The sequence below is a fragment of the Escherichia sp. E4930 genome (assembly GCF_005845405.1).
Taxonomy (GTDB): domain Bacteria; phylum Pseudomonadota; class Gammaproteobacteria; order Enterobacterales; family Enterobacteriaceae; genus Escherichia.
This window is the reverse complement of sequence record NZ_VCDZ01000016.1, coordinates 63,911-81,575: the sequence shown is the minus strand read 5'-3', so window position 1 is coordinate 81,575 and position 17,665 is coordinate 63,911. Positions and strand designations below refer to the sequence as shown.

16 protein-coding genes are annotated in these 17,665 nt (G+C 50.4%); 8 read left to right on the top strand and 8 right to left on the bottom strand.

Annotation, left to right across the window (positions count from 1 at the left end; all coding sequences use genetic code 11):
* Positions 1-10: 10 nt before the first annotated feature.
* Complete coding sequence (lsrK, locus tag FFT88_RS17835) at positions 11-1,603, bottom strand: autoinducer-2 kinase (protein WP_130224828.1); 1,593 nt, start codon at positions 1,601-1,603, stop codon at positions 11-13.
* Between the two features lie 78 nt (positions 1,604-1,681).
* Positions 1,682-2,635 carry a transcriptional regulator LsrR gene (gene lsrR, locus FFT88_RS17830; protein WP_130258990.1) on the bottom strand — a complete coding sequence of 318 codons (954 nt, stop codon included), beginning with the start codon at positions 2,633-2,635 and terminating at the stop codon, positions 1,682-1,684.
* A 248-nt stretch (positions 2,636-2,883) separates the two neighbouring features.
* Between lsrR and lsrA the strand changes: the two genes are divergently transcribed.
* The 7 genes from lsrA to tam are packed head-to-tail and all read left to right on the top strand — an operon-like array spanning position 2,884 to position 9,498.
* On the top strand, positions 2,884-4,419 hold the full coding sequence (lsrA, locus tag FFT88_RS17825; protein WP_135405898.1) for an autoinducer 2 ABC transporter ATP-binding protein LsrA: 1,536 nt from the start codon (positions 2,884-2,886) through the stop codon (positions 4,417-4,419).
* Complete coding sequence (lsrC, locus tag FFT88_RS17820) at positions 4,413-5,441, top strand: autoinducer 2 ABC transporter permease LsrC (protein ID WP_135405897.1); 1,029 nt, start codon at positions 4,413-4,415, stop codon at positions 5,439-5,441. The genes lsrA and lsrC overlap by 7 nt, the downstream gene beginning before the upstream one ends.
* Positions 5,441-6,433 (top strand): autoinducer 2 ABC transporter permease LsrD, encoded by a 993-nt coding sequence (gene lsrD, locus FFT88_RS17815; protein WP_001222721.1) that lies wholly within the window; start codon positions 5,441-5,443, stop codon positions 6,431-6,433. The genes lsrC and lsrD overlap by 1 nt, the downstream gene beginning before the upstream one ends.
* Before the next feature lie 11 nt (positions 6,434-6,444).
* Complete coding sequence (gene lsrB, locus FFT88_RS17810; protein WP_135405896.1) at positions 6,445-7,467, top strand: autoinducer 2 ABC transporter substrate-binding protein LsrB; 1,023 nt, start codon at positions 6,445-6,447, stop codon at positions 7,465-7,467.
* A 26-nt stretch (positions 7,468-7,493) separates the two neighbouring features.
* Positions 7,494-8,369, top strand: a complete 876-nt coding sequence (gene lsrF / locus FFT88_RS17805) for a 3-hydroxy-5-phosphonooxypentane-2,4-dione thiolase (protein WP_135405895.1) — start codon at positions 7,494-7,496, stop codon at positions 8,367-8,369.
* Between the two features lie 23 nt (positions 8,370-8,392).
* A complete protein-coding gene (lsrG, locus tag FFT88_RS17800) occupies positions 8,393-8,683 on the top strand; it encodes a (4S)-4-hydroxy-5-phosphonooxypentane-2,3-dione isomerase (protein ID WP_130209237.1) in 291 nt (96 codons plus the stop codon).
* Positions 8,684-8,739: 56 nt separating this feature from the next.
* Positions 8,740-9,498 (top strand): trans-aconitate 2-methyltransferase, encoded by a 759-nt coding sequence (gene tam, locus FFT88_RS17795; RefSeq protein ID WP_135405894.1) that lies wholly within the window; start codon positions 8,740-8,742, stop codon positions 9,496-9,498.
* 3 nt (positions 9,499-9,501) lie between these two features.
* Here tam and FFT88_RS17790 read toward each other — a convergent pair whose 3' ends face one another.
* The 6 genes from FFT88_RS17790 to sad form a co-directional block, all read right to left on the bottom strand.
* Entirely contained in the window at positions 9,502-10,416 is a 915-nt protein-coding gene (locus FFT88_RS17790) for a bestrophin family protein (protein WP_135405893.1), read from the bottom strand.
* 206 nt (positions 10,417-10,622) lie between these two features.
* Complete coding sequence (gene uxaB / locus FFT88_RS17785; protein ID WP_135405892.1) at positions 10,623-12,074, bottom strand: tagaturonate reductase; 1,452 nt, start codon at positions 12,072-12,074, stop codon at positions 10,623-10,625.
* 246 nt (positions 12,075-12,320) lie between these two features.
* A complete protein-coding gene (locus tag FFT88_RS17780) occupies positions 12,321-13,739 on the bottom strand; it encodes a diguanylate cyclase (protein WP_135405891.1) in 1,419 nt (472 codons plus the stop codon).
* 138 nt (positions 13,740-13,877) lie between these two features.
* Complete coding sequence (locus FFT88_RS17775) at positions 13,878-14,237, bottom strand: DUF4186 domain-containing protein (protein WP_135405890.1); 360 nt, start codon at positions 14,235-14,237, stop codon at positions 13,878-13,880.
* Complete coding sequence (glsB, locus tag FFT88_RS17770) at positions 14,237-15,163, bottom strand: glutaminase B (RefSeq protein ID WP_064529958.1); 927 nt, start codon at positions 15,161-15,163, stop codon at positions 14,237-14,239. Before glsB ends, FFT88_RS17775 begins: the two co-directional genes overlap by 1 nt.
* 63 nt (positions 15,164-15,226) lie before the next feature.
* Positions 15,227-16,615, bottom strand: coding sequence for a succinate-semialdehyde dehydrogenase (gene sad, locus FFT88_RS17765; protein ID WP_135405889.1), 1,389 nt, complete (start codon positions 16,613-16,615; stop codon positions 15,227-15,229).
* Between the two features lie 100 nt (positions 16,616-16,715).
* Between sad and FFT88_RS17760 the strand changes: the two genes are divergently transcribed.
* Positions 16,716-17,597, top strand: coding sequence for a LysR family transcriptional regulator (locus FFT88_RS17760; protein ID WP_130219101.1), 882 nt, complete (start codon positions 16,716-16,718; stop codon positions 17,595-17,597).
* The last annotated feature ends 68 nt before the right edge of the window (positions 17,598-17,665 follow it).

Genomic DNA, 17,665 nt, shown 5'->3' with positions numbered 1-17,665 from the left:
GTCAATAAAACTATAACCCAGGCGCTTTCCATAACGATGTCGTCAGTCCGTGATCAACCAGCCCCAGTTGATCCTGATATACAGCCTGCCACTTATCGCGTGAATCTTGATAAAGTTCATGCTTTTCCGGGTCTGGTGTATGCGTTCGTTCCCAGCGTACAAGACGTTCTCCAGTTTCTGCCATTGATGAATAAATCCCGGCACCGACGCCAGCGGCAATGGCACATCCTAATGCGGTGGCTTCTTTGACCACCGGAATATTAACGGGTAACCCCGCGACATCAGCGAGAATTTGACTCCATAATTTCCCTTTTGAACCTCCGCCTGCAAAGACTAACGATGTGGGATGAATATTCGAAAAATCAGCAATTTGCTGCAAGTTACACGCGGATACAATCGCCGCATTTTCTTCCAGTGCACGGAACAACGTCGCTTTGTTACATTTATCCGGGTCGATGGACAAGTTAATAAAGGAAGGCGCAGCGTGATACCAGGTTTTAAAGCGCATTCTGTCGGAGAATATCGGCATCACGCCCCACGACCCAGGCGGCACCCGACTGGCCATCTCTTCCAGCAGCGTATAGGTGTCGATACCTAAACGTTCGGCAATCAGTTTTTCTTCGGCACAAAAGGCATCGCGGAACCAGCGCATGGTGAGTCCGGTAAAAAAGCTAATAGATTCAGCTTGTACCATGCCAGGTACAACATGGGGATTAACGCGCACGTTCATTTCTGGATCGGTCACCGGCGCGGCTAAGTTTACAACTTGCTGCCAGAATGTGCCGCCAAGAACAGCGGTTTGTGCCGGACGCACAACGCCTAACCCAAGGCAACCGAGTTGCACGTCCCCTCCTCCCACGACCACCGGAGTGCCAGCCTTCAGGCCGCAAAGTTCCGCAGCTTGTGAACTTACCACGCCCAGCAATGTGCCGGTTTCTTTGACAGGAGAAAGAATATCAGCCCGCAGTCCGGCCATATCCAGCAATGCAGGTTTCCAGTCACGGGTGGTGAGATCGAGAAGTCCCGTGGTGCCTGCGTTAGACGGATCGACTGCCAGTTCCCCACTTAACATATAGGCCAGCCAGTCGCTGATCATGGTGATGGTCGACGCCTGTCGGTAGATATCAGAACGATGGTGCGCCAGCCAAAGTAATCTGGGAATGGCGCTTAAAGCCAGCGTTTGTCCGGTCGCGCGATACACTTCGTTTTCAAAGGTATTGTTATGCAGTTCTTTTAGTTCGCTGACTTCCCGCGCCGCTCTGGCATCCACATTGGCGCAGGCCCAGATCGGTGTTCCTTCATTGTTATATAAAACAATGCCTTCGCGCATCGAACATGCCGAAACGGCAGCAATATATTCCGGCGCGATACCTGAATTATGTAACGCCTGGCGCATACATTCACACGCCAGTTGCCAGTTCTTATTCAGATCAAATTCCATTGAACCGGGAACGTCAGGTACTGCCAGATGCCGCCACTCCGCCTGTCCTACCGCGATTTGATTGCCTTCCAGGTCGAAAATCACAGCCCGAATACTTCCGGTGCCAGCGTCCAGCGCCATCAGGTAATGCTTTGATTCTGAAGGGGTAAAGAGTCGAGCCATTAGATTATCCTCGGCTTAAGCGTTCTGTCTGTTCCTCTATACGTTCTCCATCGTTCCCGGTAATAAGGTGATGCTAAATTAACCACGTAAAATCGCAGCGGCAGTATCCTGGTCGGTAACCAGCGCGTTGATGTAGCCGCCTTTCATCGCAGCGGCGATCGCTTCGGCTTTATTTTCGCCCCCTGCGACACCTACTCTAATTGGAATGGTTGTCATCGCGGTTAAAGGTAAGCCAATCAGTTCGTTATGTATTTTGATATCCGTGACAACGTCACCTTTAGCGTCAAAAAAGTAACCTAAAATATCGCCAATGGCCCCTTTTCGACCAATCATTAACTGTTCGCCCTGGCTGATATAACCGGAGCGAATAATCGTCGCATCCTCTTTTTGATTCACGGCGCCAATGCCGACAATTGCCACATCCGCAGCTTGCGCGGCTAACAGGACATCTTTGACGCAGTTTTCATTTTTCAGCGTTCGGGCAATTTCAGCCGAAGATGCCCGTAATGGCGCAGGAATGATGTTGACGCTGCACGCTGCGTTAAGTTGCCCGATGCCTGTCATATAGGAGCCGACGCCACCGGAGAGCGTGACCAGGCGGATTTGCTGTGACGAAATAAAACCACTTAAGCGTTGCAGCGTGTTCATCGTTGCCTCGCCAAAGCCAATCGCCAGCATTTGCTGTGGCTGGAGCAATCCCATCAACATATGCGCTGCGCCGATTCCTAAGCGCCCGCCGACATCTGCATCTGCGAGTCCAGGGATCACCCGCACATGCTGTAATGAAAACTGGCGACGTAATTGCGTTTCATATTCCAGACAGCCTTCAAAGCGAGAATTAATCTGCACGCGAATAATGCCGGACTGATGCCCTTTCTCCAGTAACCGCGACACTTTCAAACGCGTTAGCCCTAGGCGATCGCTAATCTCGCTCTGGGTCAGCCCGTCGTGATAGTAAAACCACGCGATCCGCGCGACCTGTTCTTCTTCGCACATTCCCTGTTCTGAAATTGCCGAATCGTTGATTGTCATAATTCATTCTTCACTTTGAACATATTTAAATCTTTAATGCAATTGTTCAGTTATTGCGCGCTTATATCTGTGATAGCCACCACAGTTTGGTCAAACAGCAATGAACAAACGCAACCATAAAAATCAAAATAGCATAAATTGTGATCTATTCGTCGGAAATATGTGCAATGCCCACCTAAGGTTATGAACAAATTAAAAGTAGAAACACATTTGTTCAAAACTCACCTGCAAAACTGAATGGGGGAAATATGCAAACGAGTGATACCCGCGCGTTACCGCTACTTTGCGCCCGCTCGGTTTATAAACAGTATTCAGGGGTTAATGTCCTGAAAGGCATCGATTTTACGTTGCATCAAGGTGAGGTCCACGCCCTGCTCGGCGGTAACGGCGCGGGTAAATCGACGCTAATGAAAATCATCGCCGGTATTACCCCCGCTGATAGCGGTACGCTGGAGATTGGGGGCAACAACTACACCAGATTAACGCCAGTTCATGCTCATCAGTTGGGTATTTATCTCGTTCCCCAGGAACCGCTGCTTTTCCCAAGCCTGTCGATAAAAGAAAACATCCTGTTTGGGCTGGCAAAAAAACAGCTCTCCATGCAAAAGATGAAGAACTTGCTGGCGGCGCTGGGCTGCCAGTTTGATCTCCATAGTCTGGCGGGCTCACTGGATGTTGCCGACCGACAAATGGTGGAAATCCTGCGCGGTCTGATGCGCGATTCGCAAATTCTTATTCTCGATGAACCTACAGCGTCGCTTACCCCTGCGGAAACCGAACGCTTGTTTGGCCGTTTGCAGGAACTACTCGCCACTGGCGTGGGTATTGTTTTTATCTCACATAAGCTGCCGGAAATTCGCCAGATTGCCGATCGTATTAGCGTGATGCGCGACGGAACTATTGCGTTAAGTGGCAAAACCAGCGAGCTGTCTACCGACGACATCATTCAGGCCATTACGCCAGCAACGCGGGAAAAATCTCTCTCAGCCAGTCAAAAGTTATGGCTGGAATTGCCCGGTAATCGCCCACAACATGCCGCTGGAACATCGGTACTGGCGCTGGAAAATCTGACTGGCGAAGGTTTTATGAATGTCAGTTTTACGCTGAATGCCGGAGAAATTCTTGGCCTGGCTGGGCTAGTGGGGGCCGGGCGCACTGAACTGGCAGAAACGTTGTACGGTCTGCGGCCTTTGCGTGGCGGGCGCATCATATTGAATGGTAAAGAGATCAATAAATTATCTACCGGAGAACGTTTGCATCGCGGTCTGGTTTATCTACCAGAAGATCGCCAATCCTCAGGATTGAATCTCGATGCTTCGCTGGCGTGGAACGTCTGCGCCCTCACCCATAATCAACGCGGATTCTGGGCAAAAACCGCGAAAGATAACGCCACACTGGAACGATATCGTCGCGCGCTGAATATTAAATTTAACCAACCGGAACAAGCTGCACGAACTTTATCCGGTGGCAACCAGCAAAAAATCCTGATTGCCAAATGTCTGGAAGCTTCGCCGCAAGTATTGATTGTTGATGAGCCGACGCGCGGCGTGGATGTCTCGGCGCGTAATGATATCTACCAGCTGTTGCGCAGCATCGCCGCACAAAATGTGGCCGTGCTGCTTATCTCCTCCGATCTGGAAGAGATCGAACTGATGGCTGACCGCGTGTATGTGATGCATCAGGGTGAAATTACCCACTCGGCACTGACCGGGCGCGATATTAATGTCGAGACCATTATGCGCGTTGCCTTCGGCGATAGTCAGCGTCAGGAGGCGTCATGCTGAAGTTTATTCAGAACAACCGTGAAATCACGGCACTGCTGGCGGTGGTGCTGTTGTTTGTATTACCCGGTTTTCTCGACCGTCAGTATTTAAGTCTGCAAACGCTGATCATGGTTTATAGCAGCGCGCAAATCCTGATCCTGCTGGCAATTGGCGCGACGCTGGTAATGCTTACGCGCAATATTGATGTTTCAGTGGGTTCGATTACCGGAATGTGCGCGGTGCTATTGGGGATATTACTGAATGCGGGGTATTCACTGCCTGTTGCTTGTGTCGCGACGTTACTGCTCGGCTTGCTCGCGGGATTTTTCAACGGTGTACTGGTCGCGTGGCTAAAGATCCCTGCTATTGTCGCCACGCTCGGTACATTAGGATTGTACAGAGGCATCATGCTGCTGTGGACTGGCGGAAAATGGATTGAAGGGTTACCCGCTGAACTGAAACAACTCTCCGCCCCGCTACTGTTTGGCGTTTCCGCGATTGGTTGGTTGACGATAATTCTGGTGGCATTTATGGCCTGGCTGCTGGCGAAGACGGCGTTTGGACGCAGTTTTTATGCCACGGGCGATAATTTGCAGGGCGCTCGTCAACTGGGCGTTCGTACGGAAGCCATTCGGATTGTGGCATTTTCGTTGAACGGCTGCATGGCGGCACTGGCGGGGATTGTGTTTGCTTCGCAGATTGGTTTTATCCCCAACCAGACCGGTACCGGGCTGGAGATGAAAGCGATTGCAGCCTGCGTGCTGGGCGGCATTAGTTTGCTCGGCGGTTCCGGTGCGATCATCGGTGCGGTACTCGGTGCCTGGTTCCTGACGCAGATCGATAGCGTACTGGTGCTGTTGCGCATTCCTGCATGGTGGAATGATTTTATCGCGGGCCTGGTTCTGCTGGCGGTGCTGGTGTTTGATGGGCGCCTGCGTTGTGCGCTGGAACGTAATCTACGGCGGCAAAAATATGCCCGCTTTATGACGCCACCGCCATCCGTTAAACCCGCTTCGTCAGGTAAAAAACGGGAGGCCGTGTAATGCGTATTCGCTACGGTTGGGAACTGGCCCTTGCCGCACTGCTCGTTATTGAGATTGTCGCATTTGGTGCAATTAACCCACGGATGTTAGATCTCAATATGTTGCTGTTCAGCACCAGTGACTTTATCTGCATTGGCATTGTCGCCCTACCGCTGACGATGGTAATTGTCAGTGGCGGGATCGATATTTCGTTTGGTTCGACCATCGGCTTGTGCGCCATTGCATTGGGCGTACTGTTTCAAAGTGGTGTGCCGATGCCGCTGGCGATTCTTCTGACTTTACTGCTCGGCGCATTGTGCGGGCTGATTAACGCCGGATTAATTATCTATACCAAAGTTAACCCGCTGGTGATTACGCTTGGCACGCTGTATCTGTTTGCCGGAAGCGCTCTGCTGCTTTCCGGGATGGCCGGAGCGACGGGGTACGAAGGTATTGGTGGATTCCCGATGGCGTTTACAGATTTTGCTAACCTGGATGTGCTTGGACTCCCCGTTCCGCTGATTATCTTCCTGATATGTCTCCTCGTTTTCTGGCTGTGGCTGCATAAAACCCATGCCGGACGTAACGTGTTTTTGATTGGGCAAAGCCCGCGCGTGGCGCTTTACAGCGCGATTCCAGTTAACCGCACCTTATGTGCGCTCTATGCCATGACGGGGCTGGCGTCTGCGGTCGCCGCTGTGTTGCTGGTATCGTATTTTGGTTCAGCACGTTCCGATCTCGGTGCGTCGTTTCTGATGCCCGCCATCACCGCCGTGGTGCTTGGCGGTGCCAATATTTATGGTGGTTCCGGTTCCATTATCGGCACCGCCATTGCGGTTTTATTAGTGGGATATTTGCAACAAGGTTTGCAAATGGCAGGAGTGCCAAATCAGGTGTCCAGCGCCCTTTCCGGTGCGCTGCTTATCGTCGTTGTCGTAGGTCGTTCCGTTAGCCTGCATCGCCAGCAAATTAAAGAGTGGCTGGCGCGTCGGGCCAATAACCCATTGCCATAAAGGATATCTTCATGACACTTCATCGCTTTAAGAAAATCGCCTTACTTAGCGCCCTTGGCATTGCCGCAATCTCTATGAATGTGCAGGCCGCAGAGCGTATTGCATTTATTCCCAAACTGGTTGGCGTGGGATTTTTTACCAGCGGTGGCAACGGCGCACAACAAGCGGGTAAAGAGTTGGGCGTTGATGTGACCTACGATGGGCCAACAGAACCCAGTGTTTCTGGTCAGGTACAGTTGATTAATAACTTCGTCAATCAGGGATATAACGCCATTATCGTTTCTGCGGTTTCGCCAGATGGTTTATGCCCGGCACTGAAACGCGCCATGCAACGTGGGGTGAAAGTACTTACCTGGGATTCTGACACCAAACCGGAGTGCCGTTCTTACTACATTAACCAGGGAACGCCCGCCCAGTTGGGAGGTATGTTGGTGGATATGGCGGCGCGCCAGGTAAATAAAGACAAAGCCAAAGTCGCGTTTTTCTACTCCAGCCCCACCGTTACGGACCAAAACCAGTGGGTGAAAGAAGCGAAAGCGAAAATCGCCAAAGAGCACCCAGGCTGGGAAATTGTCACTACGCAGTTTGGCTATAACGATGCCACTAAATCGTTACAAACCGCAGAAGGAATATTAAAAGCGTATAGCGATCTCGACGCCATTATCGCTCCGGATGCCAACGCCCTGCCCGCCGCCGCGCAAGCCGCTGAAAACCTGAAAAATGACAAAGTTGCGATTGTGGGATTCAGTACACCAAATGTGATGCGCCCGTATGTAGAGCGCGGCACGGTGAAAGAATTTGGTCTGTGGGATGTGGTTCAGCAAGGCAAAATTTCAGTTTATGTCGCGGATGCATTATTGAAAAAAGGATCAATGAAAACGGGCGACAAGCTGGATATTCAAGGCGTAGGTCAGGTTGAAGTCTCGCCAAACAGCGTTCAGGGCTATGACTACGAAGCGGATGGTAATGGCATTGTACTGTTACCGGAGCGCGTGGTTTTCAATAAAGAAAATATCGGCAAATACGATTTCTGATGTGCATTACTTAACCGGAGTAAGTTATGGCTGATTTAGACGACATTAAAGATGGTAAAGATTTTTGCACCGATCAACCGCAACAGAATATCCCTTTTACCCTGAAAGGTTGCGGTGCGCTGGACTGGGGAATGCAGTCACGTTTATCGCGGATATTTAATCCGAAAACGGGTAAAACCGTGATGCTGGCCTTTGATCATGGTTATTTTCAGGGGCCGACTACCGGACTTGAACGCATCGATATAAATATCGCCCCGCTGTTTGAACATGCCGATGTATTAATGTGTACGCGCGGTATTTTGCGCAGCGTAGTCCCCCCGGCGACCAATAAGCCGGTGGTACTGCGGGCGTCAGGTGCGAACTCTATTCTGGCGGAATTAAGCAATGAAGCCGTGGCGTTATCGATGGATGACGCCGTGCGCCTGAACAGTTGCGCGGTGGCGGCGCAGGTTTATATCGGCAGCGAATATGAACACCAGTCGATCAAAAATATTATTCAGCTGGTCGATGCCGGAATGAAAGTGGGAATGCCGACCGTGGCAGTCACTGGCGTGGGCAAAGATATGGTGCGCGATCAGCGTTATTTCTCGCTCGCGACCCGAATCGCCGCGGAAATGGGGGCGCAGATTATCAAAACTTATTATGTCGATAAAGGTTTTGAACGGATTGTTGCCGGATGTCCGGTACCCATTGTTATTGCTGGCGGTAAAAAATTACCGGAGCGCGAGGCGCTGGAAATGTGCTGGCAGGCTATCGATCAGGGCGCTTCTGGTGTGGATATGGGGCGAAATATTTTCCAGTCAGACCATCCGGTGGCGATGATGAAAGCCGTACAGGCGGTGGTTCACCATAACGAAACGGCTGATCGGGCATATGAACTCTATCTGAGTGAAAAACAGTAACTGCGGATTTAAGGAGAAGAATCATGCACGTCACACTGGTTGAAATTAACGTTCATGAAGACAAGGTTGACGAGTTTATCGAGGTCTTTCGCCAGAACCACCTGGGCTCGGTACAGGAAGAAGGTAATTTGCGCTTCGATGTCTTACAGGACCCGGAAGTGAATTCGCGCTTTTATATTTACGAAGCCTATAAAGATGAAGACGCAGTGGCGTTCCATAAAACCACGCCCCACTACAAAACCTGTGTCGCGAAACTGGAAGCGCTAATGACCGGGCCGCGTAAAAAACGCGTGTTCAATGGGTTGATGCCGTGAGGCGAATTCATCAGTTTTATCTACAATTGGGGTAACGCGCTGACGGGAGTAAAAAAATGTCTGACTGGAACCCCTCTTTATATCTGCACTTTGCCGCTGAACGATCGCGTCCGGCGGTGGAGCTGCTTGCCAGAGTGCCGTTGGAAAATGTCGAATACGTTGCCGATCTTGGCTGTGGCCCAGGTAACAGTACCGCCCTGCTGCATCAACGTTGGCCTGCGGCGAAGATAACTGGCATCGACTCGTCTCCGGCGATGATTGCCGAAGCGCGCAGTGCTTTGCCGGACTACCAGTTTGTGGAAGCAGATATCCGCAACTGGCAACCGGAACAGGCACTCGATCTGATTTTTGCTAATGCCTCGCTGCAATGGCTGCCCGACCACTACGAATTGTTCCCTCATTTGGTTTCGTTACTTAATCTTCATGGTGTGTTGGCAGTACAGATGCCAGATAACTGGCTGGAGCCGACCCATGTGCTGATGCGCGAAGTCGCCTGGGAACAAAATTATCCAGATCGCGGGCGTGAGCCGCTGGCTGGCGTTCATGCTTACTACGATATTTTGAGCGAAGCCGGATGCGAGATTGATATCTGGCGAACCACTTACTATCACCAGATGCCGTCGCACCAGGCGATTATCGATTGGGTGACCGCAACCGGATTACGCCCGTGGTTACAGGATCTGACTGAGAGCGAACAGCAGCATTTTCTTACTCGCTACCATCAGATGCTGGAAGAGCAGTATCCACTGCAAGAGAACGGGCAGATACTGCTGGCATTCCCGCGACTGTTTATTGTTGCCCGACGTACGGAGTAATTATCACGTCAGCTGGTAATGGCGATCGGGAAGAATTTTCGCTGGAATTTCTGCTTCATCGTTCATCTGTAACAGGTCAATTTCAATAGCGTTGCAGATGGCATCCAGCGGTAACTCATTGTTTTCAGTACCGAACGGATCTTCCAATTCTTCCGCCAGACAATCCAGCGAAATAAAAGTGTAGGAAATCAGCACAGAGATAAAAGGCGTCATGTAATGCAGGTCCACGACCAGCGCGAACGGCAGCATGATACAAAACAGATAAACGGTACGATGCAAAATCAGGGTGTAGGCAAAGGGAATTGGCGTATAGGCAATGCGCTCGCAGCCAGCCAGAACCGCTGAAATATCGTTAAGCCGATCGTTGAGGCTAATAAACAGGATATCTGAAAGTTGTCCATTGCGGCGCTGAACCGCCAACCACTCCCCCATTATCAACAAGATACGGTTAGCTGGAGAGTTCGAAGCCAGTACCCGCTGAAGATCTTCAGTATTGAGATAATGTGCCAGCACTTCCGCCTGTGGTTGTTTGCGTAACGTCATGCGTAAACAGTGGGCGAAGGCGATTTGCAGACGGGCAAACTCCCTTACCCTTGCCGAATCCGGCAATGTCGTTTTTACCTCACGCAATAATGACCGCGAAGCAATCATCAACTGCCCCCAAAGTTTGCGCGCTTCAACGTAACGGGCGTAACCAGCGTTATTACGAAACCCCAGAAAGATGGCGATGGCGACACCAAGAATGCTGAACGGTGCGAGGGTGAATTTGATGCCCAGATGTGTGTACCAGGGCAGCATGAAAATAACAGCGATAGAAAAGAGAAAATTGAGTAGTAAGCGCGAGGATATCTTGGATAATACTGAACCGTGCCAGACAAAAATACGGCGCAGCCAGTGTTGTTGTGGACGAACAATCATGGTTATCTTCAGGCGTGGAAAAGTCGCCCTATTAAACGTGATTACGATCACATTCTCAAGACAGTAATTACAAATTACCTACAAGACTACAACATTTACAGGTGCTACATATGGCACCTGGTTATGATAATTAGCATATAGGATGTTGTAACTAATATAGTAAAATAAGAAACCCGGTCGAAACCGGGTTCAGATAACGAAGCTATTTAGCACAACGGACGTACAGCTTCGCGCATCCCTTTTTCCAGAATGGAATCCAGGTCATTAGCAACCAGTTCGACCAGACCAGGCACTTGCGTCAGGTCCTGTTCCCAGTGGTCTTTTTCTGCCAGCACAATAGCGACCAGCTCCTGGGTGTCGATGATACGGTCACGATGCTGGCTCCAGAGTTGCTGATAACGTTCCAGCCAGTGGGCATCATCCTGTACCGGATACGCTTCCCCGTTACGTTCTCCACGATAGAATGCAATCAATGCCGCTAACGCGAAGGTCAGTCGGGCCGGAAGTTTACCGTTCGCCTTCTGTCCTGCCAGCAACTGCGGCAGAATTCGGGTACGGAACTTAGTCATACCGTTGAGCGCGATGGAAAGCAGCTGATGCTTAATATACGGGTTACGGAAACGCCCGGTTACCGCACTGGCGAAAGATTCCAGTTCATCACGTGGCAAGTCCAGTACTGGAATAATTTCTTCGTAGATGGCTTTTTCAACGAATGCGCAAATTTCAGCATCGTTCATCGCTTCGCCTACAGTATCCAGCCCTGCCTGGAACGCAACTGGCACCAGCGCGGTGTGCGCACCGTTCAGGATTGCAACCTTACGCTCTTTGTATGGCTTAATATCATCTACAATCAATACGTTGAGCGGATATTTGTCCAGACGTAGTTCTGAAGCTAAAGATTTCGGCCCCTGAATCACAAACAGGTAAAAGTGTTCAGCGGTATCGAGGAAACCATCGTGATACCCCAGCTCTTCTTCCAGTTTCGCCACTTCATCACGCGGATAACCGGTAACGATACGGTCCACCAGCGTTGAACAGAAGCTGTTAGCCTGATCCAGCCATTGAATAAATGCTTCTGGTAGCGCCCACTCCTGCGCGTAGCGCAGAACCAGTTCACGCAGCGCATCGCCGTTATAGTCGATCAGTTCACACGGGATGATGACCCAACCTTTATCCAGTGCACCGTTGAAATGGCTAAAACGTTCGAACAACAGGCGAGTCAGTTTTGCCGGATAGCTTACCGCTGGCGCGTCATCAAATTTGTCGCCTGCATGGTAGCTGATACCTGCTTCGGTGGTGTTAGAGAAAACAAAGCGCATTTCCGGGTTGTGCGCCAGTTTCAGGAATTCATCGTATTCACTGTAGACGCTGATTTCACGATTAACAGAACGAATCAGACGCGCATCGCTAACCGCTTCGCCCTTCTCATTCAAACCACGAATGATGGTGGTGTACAGACCATCCTGAGTGCTCAGTGACGGCGGGAATGAAGTTTCAATCGGACGAACTACGACCACACCAGAATTCAGATCGGTGTGCTCATTCAGGAGATCAATTTGCCAGTCGACAAAGGCACGCAGGAAGTTACCTTCACCAAACTGAATGATACGTTCTGGATACTGTGCACCGGGAAAATCGCGACGATTTAGTGTTTTCACAATGGGTTCCCTTTTGATTAGTCATACAACCTGTTTGAATTGGTACGACAGGTTAGCAAACTTTAATACGCTGAACCCCTGTTTTGATCAACTCGCGGCGAACAATTCACGTTTTTTGGCGAAAAATGTGCTGTTGGTCAAGGTTCCGGAAAGTGAAAGCTTGTAATCATGATTCCCGGTAAAAATGGGAAATGACAAAAATTGGTAGAACAAATTAGATGTTCCCCACAAAAACTCGCAAATTTGTCAGACAACTTCCTCGCCATAATGCATAGTGCTGGTACGATTTCGCCCGTCTTTTTTCGAGCGATAAAGACAAGTATCGGCTTCTACCATTAGTTTGTTGAAATCATCTATTAACGTACGAAATGTTGCACTTCCACTTCCGACACCAATGCTAACCGTCAAGTAAAGCGTTTTTTGTTGCCAGATAAACGGTTGCATTTCTACGCCTTTACGGATTTTTTCCGCCATCAGCAGACCATCCACAGGATTCACTGAAGGCACTGCAACCGCAAATTCTTCGCCGCCCATCCGCGCCACCAGCCCTTTATCACCAACTATCTTCTGTATATGCCGGGCAAACACGCTTAAAACTTTATCGCCACATTCATGGCCATAGTTGTCGTTTATGCTTTTGAAATAGTCGATATCAAGCAGCATCACCGTCAGATGTTGTGTCTGTTGTAGTGACGGATTTTTTAATGCCTCAAAAAGACCTGAGCGCGAGTAAACCTGGGTGAGAAAATCAAAATCGGCACGCAGAGAAACTTGCTTAACCAGCGAGTTAATTGCCGCCACGCTAAAGGAAACCATGATTGGGCAAATTGCCATGGTAGCAATCCCCAGACGAGCGGAGAACATTTGTGGGATAGAGAACGGCGAACCGACGGCGATATCTATCACCGAATTTGCCACCAGCACGATTTCCACCGCGCCCGTCAAAAAAGTCAGCAAACACGTTACCTGCGGGGTATAGCGTACCGCACACCAGATCAATGCAGGCAATGGGAACGCCAGACTCCCCGCACCGCCAATCACTACCGAGGCAATGACCGATACAATGAGCGCAATAAACGGCATCATCTGTTCTGCTTTAAAGCGTGGCAACGCCCTGGGGATCGCCAGCGTCAACATACACGGAACAATTAACACGCCCGTCGAAAACTGTTCGCTAAACCAGTCAGCAAGTAAGGGCCAGAAATCCAGACTATCAATACTTACTGAACCAACCGCCCCGACAATTGCGCATAATAATGCGGCTATAAGGCAATAATTAAACAAGCGTAAGGCACTTACTGGCTCATACTTATTTTTCCCCAGGCGCTTATCCCTCACCACTAACCGAGCCACGGTCACAATAAACATCATATTGGACAAGTTGATGACCAGTGAAACTAAACCCCATTCGGTAGTCATCGCATCATAAGCCAGCATCGCCACGTAACTGATTGCATAGTAATGCAGTCGATTGAGCCAGACATACCGGGCAAAAACCCCTGCCATCACACCATTCAGCGGCCAGAAGAGAGAAAGTTCATGAACCAGACGTAACTCTGCACCAACAAAATAGAACAGCGTGGTTAGCGCAAAAATCGCGATGCTATTACGTAGCAAATGGCCTTCCAGGAACAAATGGAAAGTTGAGATGGGGTGTACACGCATTAATTATCTGTCCATACAATTGCAGGCTGCAATTATTTTAACGCAATAAGTAAATTCTCATAGAGGATAGCATGTTCACTGGCAGCGGTGACAAATAAAGATATTAATCCGATACGGCTTTGTCGAAATCTGACATTCTTATGGCTGATTCATCTGAATAACCAGCCAGTGGTAGATAACCGTCACAATATAACGTTGTTGTTCCTCACTTAACGAAACACCCTGCGGAATGTTGTGCCACTTAGCCAGACAGCCGCGACAACATGTTGCTGTAGCATGCTGGGCAATAAACACCGGATGCCCGCGCATGGGAGTTTGCTTGCCATCGTTCGCCGGTAAGGCCGGGGCAAGACGTTTAGCGACAAAATCCGCCGCATGTTGTTCGATAACCGGCGCGCCCTTCTCCAGACAATACTGACGCTCCTTCACGCCTAAACGAAAGCGGGAGCGAAATTTTGAACGGGATAAACGCGCGAAGAGTGGTTCAAGAGACTGCATTAGTAAACCGAGCGTCCTAATTGTTTCGTCAATTGTTCAAGTACTGCAATACCGGCAAGAGAGTTACCTGCGTCATCCAGTTCCGGACTCCAGACCGCAATGGCCATTTCATGTGGGACGATCGCCACAATACCGCCACCAACGCCAGATTTCGCCGGAAGTCCCACCCGCCAGGCAAACTCGCCCGCGTTCTGGTACATACCACTGGTTGCCATCAGCGCGTTAATTTGTCGCGCCTGCATTGGCGTCACCACGGGCTCATCGATATGAATAGCCTTCCCCTGATTTGCCAGAAAGACAAACGTTCGTGCCAGCTCAACGCAGCTCATTTTTAGTGCACAGTAGTGAAAGTAGTTTTGTAGCACTGTTGTCACATCATGATGGAAATTGCCAAACGACTTCATCAGCCAGGCTATCGCCGCATTTCTCGCAGAATGCTCGAACTCTGAACGCGCTACCACCGTATCGTAGGCAATATCAGACACGCCGCTTAGTCCACGCACCACTTCCAGCATACGTTGCCGTGGGGCGCTTAATCGCCCTTGCAACATGTCGCAGACCACCAGCGCACCGGCATTAATAAAAGGATTTCGTGGAATACCCTGTTCCATTTCCAGTTGCACCAGAGAATTGAATGGCGATCCCGACGGATCCTTGCCCACACGTTGCCAAATCTCTTCTTCGGAGTAATGACGCATTGCAACAACGAGGCTGAGCACTTTGGAAATAGACTGAATTGAAAAACGCTCTTGCGCGTCTCCGGCCTGAAAAAGCTGCCCGTCAACGGTACAGATAGCAATGCCCAGTCGGGAACCCTCTACCGTTGCCAGTGCCGGAATATAATCCGCGACTTTCCCCTGACCAATTAGCGGACGTACTTGCCGCAAAATGTTTTCTAAAATTGCATTATCCATGGCGACTGCCACTCTCTGCTCCTTGCTCGCAGGTCTGAAAAGACCTGCGAGTATAACAGAGCTAAATATGTGACGTCAGATCCGGTCTTTCCATACCGTCTGGATATTACAGAACTCATGTAACCCAAAATGGGAAAGTTCACGACCAAAGCCGCTCTTCTTCACACCGCCAAACGCTACCCGTGCATCACTGGCGCTGAAGCCATTGATAAACACCCCTCCACATTCCAGACGTGCTGCCATTTGTTTCGCCAGTGCTTCATCAGAGGTAATAATGGTTGCAGAAAGTCCAAACTCGCTGTCATTAGCCAGTTTAAGCGCATGTTCAGCATCTTTCGCAATGGTGATTGCCGCGACGGGTCCAAACAATTCTTCACGAAACGCGGTCATTTCTGGCGTGACGTCTGCCAGAACCGTTGCCGGATAGTAGTTTCCTGCGCCTGCTACCTTTTCCCCTCCGAGTAACAGACGGGCGCCCTGTGCCAGTGATTTTTCAACCTGATGATGCAGCTCATCACGCAAATCGAAACGCGCCATCGGTCCGAGGTCGTTTTCCTCATGACTCGGATCGCCCATTTTCAACGCCGATACCGCCGCCACAAAACGTTCGGTAAATGCAGAGGCAATCCCCTCTTCGAGGATAAAGCGTTTTGCTGCTGCACAAACCTGCCCGGTATTCTGATAACGTCCAGCAACCGCGGCTTTCACGGCCAGGTCCAGATCGGCATCGTTAAGCACAATAAACGGGTCGGAACCGCCCAGTTCAAGCACACATTTTTTCAGCGCCGCCCCAGCCTGCGCGCCAATGGCTGCTCCCGCACGGACACTTCCGGTGACTGTAACCGCAGCAATGCGCGGGTCTTTAATCATCTGGCTTACACCGTCATTGTCGGCATTCAACCAGCCATATACGCCTTGTGGGATACCTGCATCGTTAAAGACCTGAGCAATTAACTGTGCACAGCCCATCACATTTGGCGCATGCTTAAGCAAATAACCGTTACCTGCCAGGATAATGGGAACAGCCCCTCGCATCACCTGCCATAACGGAAAGTTCCACGGCATAATCGCCAGGATCGTCCCCATAGGACGATATTCAATAACCGCTTGCTGATTTTCTACCTGCGTAGGTTCGCTCTTCAGCATCGCCGGGCCATGCTCTGCATACCAGTCGCACAAGTTTGCCGATTTCGCCACTTCGGCACGCGCCTGTTTGATCGGTTTCCCCATTTCTCGAGTGATCATTTGCGCCATCTCTTCGCTACGGGCGCGCAAAGCCTTACCGAGATCACGCAGTTTTTCTGCGCGATAATCTACGTTTGTTACGCGCCAGTCGCGAAAGCCTGCCGCCGCGAGCCGAAGTGCGTGTTCAATATCGTCAGCGCCAGCCCACGGCAGTGCAGAAAGTTGTTCGCCATTGGCTGGATTTATTGAAATAGCATGGGTAAGCGGAGTGATGGTCATCCGGGTATCTCCTTCGTGAGTTATGGTGTGAAGATACGCAGATTTACTCTTTCGTGAAAATGAATAATATTAAGTCACTTATTCACGAATCGAGAATGTTATGGATCTGACCCAACTGGAGATGTTTAACGCCGTTGCCGAGGCTGGCAGCATTACCCAGGCGGCAGCAAAAGTGCATCGTGTGCCATCTAACCTGACTACCCGTATCCGCCAGCTGGAAACAGAACTCGGCGTTGAACTGTTTATTCGTGAGAATCAGCGTTTACGTCTCTCGCCTGCCGGGCATAATTTTTTGCGCTATAGCCAACAAATTCTCGCGTTGGTCGACGAAGCGCGAAATGTTGTTGCTGGCGATGAACCACAAGGCTTGTTTTCTCTCGGTTCGCTGGAAAGCACCGCAGCGGTACGCATCCCAGCTACGCTGGCAGAATTTAACCGTCGTTATCCTAAAATTCAGTTTTCCCTTTCCACTGGCCCTTCCGGAACTATGCTGGACGGTGTACTTGAGGGAAAACTGAATGCGGCATTTATTGATGGTCCGATTAACCATACCGCCATTGACGGGATGCCGGTGTACCGCGAGGAGTTGATGATCGTTACGCCGCAAGGACATACTCCCGTTACCCGCGCCAGTCAGGTTAATGGTTGTAATATCTATGCCTTCCGCGCTAACTGCTCGTATCGCCGCCACTTTGAGAGCTGGTTTCATGCCGACGGCGCAGCGCCGGGGACAATTCATGAGATGGAGTCATATCACGGTATGCTGGCCTGTGTAATCGCCGGAGCGGGAATTGCGCTTATTCCTCGTTCTATGCTGGAAAGTATGCCGGGGCATCATCAGGTTGAAGCCTGGCCATTAGGTGAGCAATGGCGTTGGTTAACGACATGGCTGGTCTGGCGTCGTGGCGCGAAGACGCGTCAGCTTGAGGCGTTTATTGAACTGCTTGACACATCGCTGGAACAGCATGAAGCGGCAAAATGAGATGTGGATCACAAAGTCATTGTATTCACATCATTAACCGTTTTAAGATCATTTCATCACCTTTTCGC

Bases quoted from the DNA above. Each gene is read 5' to 3' on its own strand.
- sad (WP_135405889.1), bottom strand. From the start codon at position 16,615: ATGACCATCACTCCGCTTACCCATGCTATTTCAATAAATCCAGCCAAT.
- lsrB (WP_135405896.1), top strand. From the start codon at position 6,445: ATGACACTTCATCGCTTTAAGAAAATCGCCTTACTTAGCGCCCTTGGC.
- lsrF (WP_135405895.1), top strand. From the start codon at position 7,494: ATGGCTGATTTAGACGACATTAAAGATGGTAAAGATTTTTGCACCGAT.
- lsrG (WP_130209237.1), top strand. From the start codon at position 8,393: ATGCACGTCACACTGGTTGAAATTAACGTTCATGAAGACAAGGTTGAC.
- lsrC (WP_135405897.1), top strand. From the start codon at position 4,413: ATGCTGAAGTTTATTCAGAACAACCGTGAAATCACGGCACTGCTGGCG.
- FFT88_RS17775 (WP_135405890.1), bottom strand. From the start codon at position 14,237: ATGCAGTCTCTTGAACCACTCTTCGCGCGTTTATCCCGTTCAAAATTT.
- tam (WP_135405894.1), top strand. From the start codon at position 8,740: ATGTCTGACTGGAACCCCTCTTTATATCTGCACTTTGCCGCTGAACGA.
- FFT88_RS17780 (WP_135405891.1), bottom strand. From the start codon at position 13,739: ATGCGTGTACACCCCATCTCAACTTTCCATTTGTTCCTGGAAGGCCAT.
- FFT88_RS17790 (WP_135405893.1), bottom strand. From the start codon at position 10,416: ATGATTGTTCGTCCACAACAACACTGGCTGCGCCGTATTTTTGTCTGG.
- lsrK (WP_130224828.1), bottom strand. From the start codon at position 1,603: ATGGCTCGACTCTTTACCCCTTCAGAATCAAAGCATTACCTGATGGCG.
- FFT88_RS17760 (WP_130219101.1), top strand. From the start codon at position 16,716: ATGGATCTGACCCAACTGGAGATGTTTAACGCCGTTGCCGAGGCTGGC.
- lsrD (WP_001222721.1), top strand. From the start codon at position 5,441: ATGCGTATTCGCTACGGTTGGGAACTGGCCCTTGCCGCACTGCTCGTT.
- lsrA (WP_135405898.1), top strand. From the start codon at position 2,884: ATGCAAACGAGTGATACCCGCGCGTTACCGCTACTTTGCGCCCGCTCG.
- lsrR (WP_130258990.1), bottom strand. From the start codon at position 2,635: ATGACAATCAACGATTCGGCAATTTCAGAACAGGGAATGTGCGAAGAA.